General features: G+C 54.9%; 6 protein-coding genes. All 6 read left to right on the forward strand.

The genetic code is table 11. The annotated features are described in order from the left end of the window. The coding region (locus PKH29_12100; protein HNX15580.1) for a hypothetical protein at nucleotides 1-317 on the forward strand (317 nt) is incomplete at its 5' end. Nucleotides 318-451: 134 nt separating this feature from the next. Beyond that, entirely contained in the window at nucleotides 452-1,459 is a 1,008-nt protein-coding gene (locus PKH29_12105) for a glycoside hydrolase family protein (GenBank protein ID HNX15581.1), read from the forward strand. Further along, nucleotides 1,456-3,207, forward strand: coding sequence for an FAD-dependent oxidoreductase (locus PKH29_12110; protein HNX15582.1), 1,752 nt, complete (start codon nucleotides 1,456-1,458; stop codon nucleotides 3,205-3,207). Before PKH29_12105 ends, PKH29_12110 begins: the two co-directional genes overlap by 4 nt. Nucleotides 3,208-3,230: 23 nt before the next feature. Continuing rightward, nucleotides 3,231-4,082 carry a sugar phosphate isomerase/epimerase gene (locus PKH29_12115; protein ID HNX15583.1) on the forward strand — a complete coding sequence of 284 codons (852 nt, stop codon included), beginning with the start codon at nucleotides 3,231-3,233 and terminating at the stop codon, nucleotides 4,080-4,082. Between the two features lie 185 nt (nucleotides 4,083-4,267). Further along, nucleotides 4,268-5,056, forward strand: a complete 789-nt coding sequence (locus tag PKH29_12120; GenBank protein HNX15584.1) for a TIM barrel protein — start codon at nucleotides 4,268-4,270, stop codon at nucleotides 5,054-5,056. A 406-nt stretch (nucleotides 5,057-5,462) separates the two neighbouring features. Further along, nucleotides 5,463-7,046, forward strand: a complete 1,584-nt coding sequence (locus tag PKH29_12125) for a peptide chain release factor 3 (protein HNX15585.1) — start codon at nucleotides 5,463-5,465, stop codon at nucleotides 7,044-7,046. Nucleotides 7,047-7,212 lie beyond the last annotated feature (166 nt).

The raw sequence follows: 7,212 nt of genomic DNA on the forward strand, positions 1-7,212 counted from the left end.
CGGTGCCGGTTGAGAAAACAGCCGATGTACTTGATTCCTCCAAGGGCGACATAACGCTCGGCGACCGCATAAACATGGTCTACATGGGCAGCGCCGCCGTTTACGGGCGCGGTAAAATGGTAGTCACGTCGACAGGCATGAGCACCGAAATGGGCAAGATCGCCGACGCCGTGATCACGGTGCCCGAGACTCATGCGATTTTGCTGCCGTCTCTCAGTGTTATTCCTTTGCAGCTGTTTGCCTATTATGTGGCTTTACAGCGCGGCTGCGACATCGACAAGCCGCGCAACCTTGCCAAGTCGGTCACGGTGGAATGACAACAGCAAAAGTAGGGGCGGACGAACGCAGCGGGCTGTGCCCGTATCACCCCTACCTTAACCGTAAACAATTGACAATTAATCGGGAAAAGTTTATATTTTGAAAGAACCAAACCAAGCCGGAAGGTGAAACGATGAATTTTTATTCCGAAATCCTGCCGTTGCAGCGTCACGCGGTTTTCGCGCTGGACGAGTTTTTCGTCTGGTGTGCGACGGTGCAAAAGGATGACGACGGCCTTTTCCATATGATTTTTTCAAAATGGCCCAAAGAAAAGGGCTTTGACGCCTGGGTGACGGATTCCGTTCTCGGTCATGCGGTGTCCGATTCGCCCGACGGGCCGTACCGATATACCGGAGAAATCACTCTTTTGGGAAACCATGCGGAGGTTTTTCACAATCCGACCATGCTTCGGCACAACGGCTTTTATTATCTTTACTTTATGCAAAACAGCGGTGCTTCGGGCGGACAAGCCGGTTGTGTTCCGTGTGATGCGCACCGGTGGTCGCATCGAAACAACCAGCGCATCGGAGCGGCCTGGGCAAAGCATCCGGCGGGGCCGTGGCATTCGTCCGATACCCCGGTGATCGATGTGACGCCCGGTTCTTTTGACGGGCTGATGGTCAGCAATCCGACCGTGACCGTCGGCGGCGACGGTAAAATCTATATGGTTTATAAAGGAGTTGCACAGGGCGTACCTCCGGCGGGCGGAGCGGTGGTCTGCGGCGTCGCCCGGGCGGAGCATCCGATGGGGCCGTTTGAAAAGCTCAAAGGCCCGATCATGGTCAATCCCGAAAATCCGTGGTCGGTCGAAGACCCCTTTATCTGGGTTGAAAACGGGCGTTTTTATGCGCTCGTCAAGGACTTTCACGGTTATTTCACCAAAATCGGTACCGTGTCCGTCGCCTTGTTTGAATCCGGCGACGGCGTCGACTGGCAGCCGTCCGCGAATCCGCTCGCGTTTACGTTGGATTTTATTCGGGCGGACGGAGAACGGCAGCACGCCGATGCGCTGGAGCGCCCGCAGTTGGTTTTTGACGGCGGTAAAGCCGTTGCTCTGCTCTGCGCGTTCTCGCCCGACCATTCAAGAAAAGACAGCATGAATGTGCAGTTTATGCTGGATCATAAAGGAGATCAGCGATGAATTTGAGAGAAATTCTGCATCATGCCGATGTCTGCGTCGTCGGCGGCGGGCTTGCCGGAATGTGCGCCGCGATCTCGGCGGCGCGCAGGGGCGCCAAAGTCGTGCTGATGCAGGACAGGCCCGTATTGGGCGGCAACGCCTCGTCGGAGATCCGGATGTGGGTGGGCGGCGCTCGCGGGATGCGCGAAACCGGGCTGATCGAGGAAATCAACATCGAAAATATGTGGCGCAACCCCGAGCGCAATTATTCGATCCGGGACAGCATTTTATATGAAAAGGTCCGTTTTGAGCCGAATATCGATCTGCTTTTGAACTGCAGCTGCAACGGCTTGGCGATGGCCTCCGACAGCCGGATCGCCTCGGTGCGCGGCTGGCAGCTGACGACTTATACCTGGCATACCGTCACGGCGGACTATTTCATCGACTGCTCCGGTGACAGCATCCTCGCGCCACTATCCGGCGCCGCGTTCACCGTCGGGCGCGAATCGAGCGCGCAGTACGGCGAGGACATCGCCCCCGAGACAGCCGACAAGAAGACGATGGGGCTCAGCTGCCTGATGCAGATGCGTCAATATGACCGCAAAATCGAGTTCAAACCGCCTTTTTGGGCGGAAAAGATCACAAAAGAGCAGCTTGAAAACCGGGGCAGCGCCGACCCGTCCGTCCCTTTGGAAAACTGGTGGTGGATGGAGTTGGGCGGCACGCGCGACACCATTCACGACACCGAGGAAATCCGGGATGACCTGCAAAAGCTGACCTGGGGCGTTGTCGATTATGTCAAAAATAGCGGCGAGGTGAAAGCCGACGACTGGGGCGTTGACTGGGTGGGCATGCTGCCCGGAAAACGGGAGAGCCGCCGTTATATCGGGGATCATGTTCTGACACAGAACGACGTCCGCAGCGAGGGTCGGTTTGAAGATATTGTCGCTTACGGCGGCTGGCCGATGGACGACCACCACCCCGACGGATTTCGCCACAAAGGCCCTCCGACCGTCTATCATCCCGCCCCGTCGCTCTACGGCATCCCCTACCGGTGCATATACTCCGTAAATATCGATAACCTGCTGTTTGCGGGCCGCAACATCTCGGCAACCCATGCGGCGATGAGTTCAAGCCGCGTGATGGCGACCTGCGCGGTGTTAGGACAAGCCGTCGGAACGGCGGCCGCCCTCTGCGTGAAATATGCCGTAACCCCCCGGGGCATCTATCTGGCGCACCTCGGCGAGCTGAAAGAGCAACTCTTGGAGGACGACGCGACGCTGCCTTTTAACCGGCGCAAGCCCTCGCCGTTGACGCTGGAGGCCGCAATTTCACCGGAGAGCGCCGAGATTTTAAGAAACGGCATCGACCGCGAACTGCCGGACAGCGAAAACAAATGGGTCGGGAAATTGGGCGAAAGCATTACATTCAGCTTTGAATCCACCCGCGCCGTACACGGAATTCGCATGGTGTTCGATTCCGACCTGCGCCGGGAGACCATCGGAGACCGCGACGGGCGGCGCAAAATGGGGATGAATTGCAATCTCGAACGCGGGGACACTTCGACCAAGTTCCCCGATACGATGGTTAAATCCTACCGCGTCGAGGTGTGGGAGGACGGTGAATGGAAAACGGTCGCAAAGGTCACGGACAACCATCAACGGCTGGTCGTCGACCGTTTTGTAGCGGTTGCGTCGGCTGTCCGGTTTACCCCGTTAAAAACGCACGGCTGCCCCGAGGCGCGAATTTTTGCGGTTGATATTTTGTGATAGCATAGAACAGGAGAGAATATATGAGAATCGGAACTTCATCCACCGGTTATTTCAAAGCGGTTCCCAATGCCGGCGATTTTGCCCGCATGAAAATGCACGGCTTCGACTGTGTGGACTTTCAAAGTTTCGGAGACGCGGAAAACGAGCTTTTCACCTGCTCTGATGCGGAGTTTGAGCGAAAACTGAAGTTCATTCGCGAGAACGCAAAAGAAAGCGGCATTGAAATTTTTCAGGCCCACGGACCCTGGCGCTACCCGCTGCAGGATGCGACGGAGCAAGACCGCGCAAAGCGGTTTGAGGAGATGGTGAAAGCGCTTTACGGCGCTGCTGCGCTCGGCTGTAAATACCTTGCCGTTCACCCCTTGATGCCTTACGGCTGGCAGAGCGATCCCGAGCCGGAGAAGCTGTGGGAGATCAATCTGCGATTTTACTCGCTGCTCACGCAGGAGGCGCGTAAATGCGGCACCGTTCTCTGCCTTGAGAACACCTCGATGCCCGCCCTCTCACTTGCGCGGGCTGACGAAATTTTAAAATTCGTCAAAGAAATCGATTCCCCTTTTATGCGCGTCTGCCTCGATACAGGGCATTGCGCCGTATTTGGACAGCCCTCCGACGCCGTGCGGCTTTTGGGGAAAGAGTACCTTTGCACCCTGCACGTTCACGACAACAACGGGCGCGAAGATCTGCACTGGCTGCCCTATACGGGCGTGACCGATTGGGGCGCGTTTTGCCATGCGCTGCGCGACATCGGCTTCGACGGCGTCATGAGCATCGAGGCCTCGGTAAAAGGGACATACCCGCCGAACGTGCGCGAGTACTTAGAAATCGGCGTTGCCCTGGCGGCAAAATCGCTTGCCGAAGAGGCGGAATAATAATTGCAGGGAATGGCCTTGACCGTTTATGTAGGGCGATTCCAACGGGCCGACGCCCGTATCGCCCGCATTTTAGGACCCTTTCTACGAAATTGGCGGGCGAATGCGATTCGCCCCTACATACCATCTTCGGGCGAATGCGATTCGCCCCTACATTGTTACGACATATTACGGAGGTAACACCCATGCAAACCGGCTATCATGCGGTATATGCAAAGAATTATTTCGACGGGATTGACGCGGCGAAGGCGAACGGGTTCGGCTTTGTGCAGTTCGATTTGGGCGTGCCGGAGTTTTTCCTCGATGATCTCACGGCGGACGACCTTGCGCGCATCCGCGAATACGCCGGGGAAAAAGAGATTGCGATCACCTTTCACTCCCCCGGCGACAATGTCAGTTTATTCTGCGACTATCCGCTGATCCGGCAGGGTATTTTGGACCAGTTCAAGCGGATTCTCGAAAAGGCGGACATGCTGAACGCGCGGCACATGACCTTTCACACCGGCGATTATCCGCGCTATCGCAAGGCGGGCGAAAAATCCGACGACTCCCATATCGTCTATTACGAGTCGGTGTTATATGAAAATCTTCGGGTGCTGACCGAACACAGCGGCGACGTTTTGGTCTGCGTGGAAAACAGCGGTCTGAACGCGGTCTCGCGCAGCGCCGTCCGCAAGCTGATCAACGACACCGGAAAACTCTATTTAACGCTGGATACGGGGAAAATGTACAAAAACGGCACACTGATCCAAGATGATTATCTGTTTTTCGAAAAACATCAGCTGTATTTGCGTGAAATGCACATCCATGACATCAATAAAAACGGCTCACATGAGGCAGTCGGCAGCGGCACTGTCGATTTTACGCTGTTCAAGCCGTTTGTGACCGAAAATGTCTGGGTCAACTTCGAAATCCGCCCGGTCGAAGCCGCGAAACGCTCCAAGGACAAGCTGTTTGAGTTGTGGGGGATGTAAACCCATCCACCGTTCTTGTAGGGAAAGGTCTTGACCTTTCCGAGCGGGCGAAGATTCGCCCGCCGGGTCGTCCGGGAAGCCGACCCTTGCAACGCGGACGGCCAATGGCCGCCCCTACGAGGTTTTTCCGAATTGTAGGGCGGGATGACCACATCCCGCCTTTCCCTACAGGAACGACGGGCGCGTCGCATTAAAGATCACGCCAAAAACAATCTATTAAACATTTTTGGGTTCGATTTTACTTACAAATAAAAACCGGAATTAAAAGATATTGACGAAAACCACCCCATAGAGTAAAATGGTTCGGTTGCGGGGCTAAATCGCCTTTGTTTTTTTAATTTTTTTAACGATCGGCATCCAAATCATAAAATCATTACGTGTGCAAATTAAGGAGAATCAAACCCAAGTGTTAAACAGCAAACAGGAAATTGCGCGGCGCAGAACTTTCGCCATCATCTCCCACCCCGATGCGGGGAAAACCACCCTGACCGAAAAGCTTTTGCTGTACGGCGGCGCGATCAGAGAGGCAGGCAGCATCAAAGGCAGAAAAGCCCGTTATGCCGTGTCCGACTGGATGGAGATCGAAAAGCAGCGCGGCATCTCCGTCACCTCAAGTGTGATGAATTTCGACTATGAGGGCTTTCGCATCAACATATTGGACACGCCCGGACATCAGGATTTCAGCGAGGACGCATACCGTACCCTGATCGCTGCCGACAGCGCCGTGATGCTGCTCGACGGCGCAAAAGGCGTGGAGGAACAGACAAAAAAGCTGTTCCACGTCTGCAAAAAGCGCGGAATTCCGATTTTCACTTTCGTGAACAAGATGGACCGCGTATGTAAAAATCCGTTTGATTTGCAGGACGAGCTGGAAAAAACACTTGGCATTCGCTCCTATCCGGTGACATGGCCGGTTGGGGTGAACGGCGAGTTTAAAGGGGTATACAACCGCCCGTTGGGACGCCTGGAGCTGTTTCAGTCCTCCGGCAGCCACGGCACGCAGAAGCTCGCCTCCCGCCAGATTGATATCGCCGATCCCGCGCTTGATGACTTTATCGGGGCGAAAGCGGCAGCAGCGCTGCGGGAGGACATTGCTCTGCTCGATACAGCGGGCGATGTGTTTGACATTGAGCGCGTTCTCGACGGGACTTTGACGCCCATGTTCTTCGGCAGTGCGATGACCAATTTCGGTGTTCAGCAGTTTCTGGAGGATTTTATTAAAATGGCTCCTCCGCCCGGTAAGCGAAACACCAACAAGGGGATGATCGAGCCGACGGATGATCAGTTTTCCGGCTTCATCTTCAAAATACAGGCGAATATGGATCCGAAACATCGTGACCGGCTGGCATTTATCCGCATTTGCTCCGGCAGATACGAAAAAGATATGAGTGTTTATAACGTCCGCATCGGCAAACAGGTACGCCTTGCCCAGCCCCAGCAGTTTTTGGCGCAGGACCGCACCGTGGTTGAGGACGCCTATGCAGGAGATATTATCGGCGTATTTGATGCCGGGACGTTTAATTTGGGGGATACCCTTCACACTGCAAAGGAACCCTTCAGCTTTGATCCCATCCCCATGTTCCCGGCGGAGCATTTTGCCATTGTGTCAACCCTCGAAATCAGCAAGCGCAAGCAGTTTACCAAAGGGATGGAGCAGCTGATGATGGAAGGTGCGATCCAGGTGTTTCGCAATTCCGATTACGGGGTTGAGAAATATATCGTGGGCGTTGCCGGAGAACTCCAGCTTGAAGTGCTGGCGTATCGCATGTTGGGCGAATACGGCGTAAACGTACATGTGGAACCGCTTCCCGCGCAGTATGCGCGCTGGACTTCTCCCGAAACTTCACGTGACTTGCTGCCGTATTCAAGCGATATTATGCGCGTAACGGATTCGCGGGAGCGGCCGGTGTTCCTGTTCAATGGTCGCTGGGTCCTGCAAAGGGCAGAAGAAAAAAACCCCGACCTTCAGTTTTTGGATATCGCGCCTTAAAAGGTGAATGCCATAAATTAAATACGCAATAAGCCAAACAAAGCTCTCCTACGAATACAGTGGGGGGCTTTTTTTGATGAAAATACGCCGTAGGGGCGGCTATTGGCCGCCCGTTGTAGGGGTCGTCTTTCAGACGACCCGGTTTGTTCGAAACGGACGCGCAATG

Source organism: Oscillospiraceae bacterium, from assembly GCA_035353335.1.
GTDB lineage: Bacteria > Bacillota > Clostridia > Oscillospirales > JAKOTC01 > DAOPZJ01.

Bases quoted from the DNA above. Each gene is read 5' to 3' on its own strand.
- PKH29_12105 (HNX15581.1), top strand. From the start codon at position 452: ATGAATTTTTATTCCGAAATCCTGCCGTTGCAGCGTCACGCGGTTTTC.
- PKH29_12115 (HNX15583.1), top strand. From the start codon at position 3,231: ATGAGAATCGGAACTTCATCCACCGGTTATTTCAAAGCGGTTCCCAAT.
- PKH29_12120 (HNX15584.1), top strand. From the start codon at position 4,268: ATGCAAACCGGCTATCATGCGGTATATGCAAAGAATTATTTCGACGGG.
- PKH29_12110 (HNX15582.1), top strand. From the start codon at position 1,456: ATGAATTTGAGAGAAATTCTGCATCATGCCGATGTCTGCGTCGTCGGC.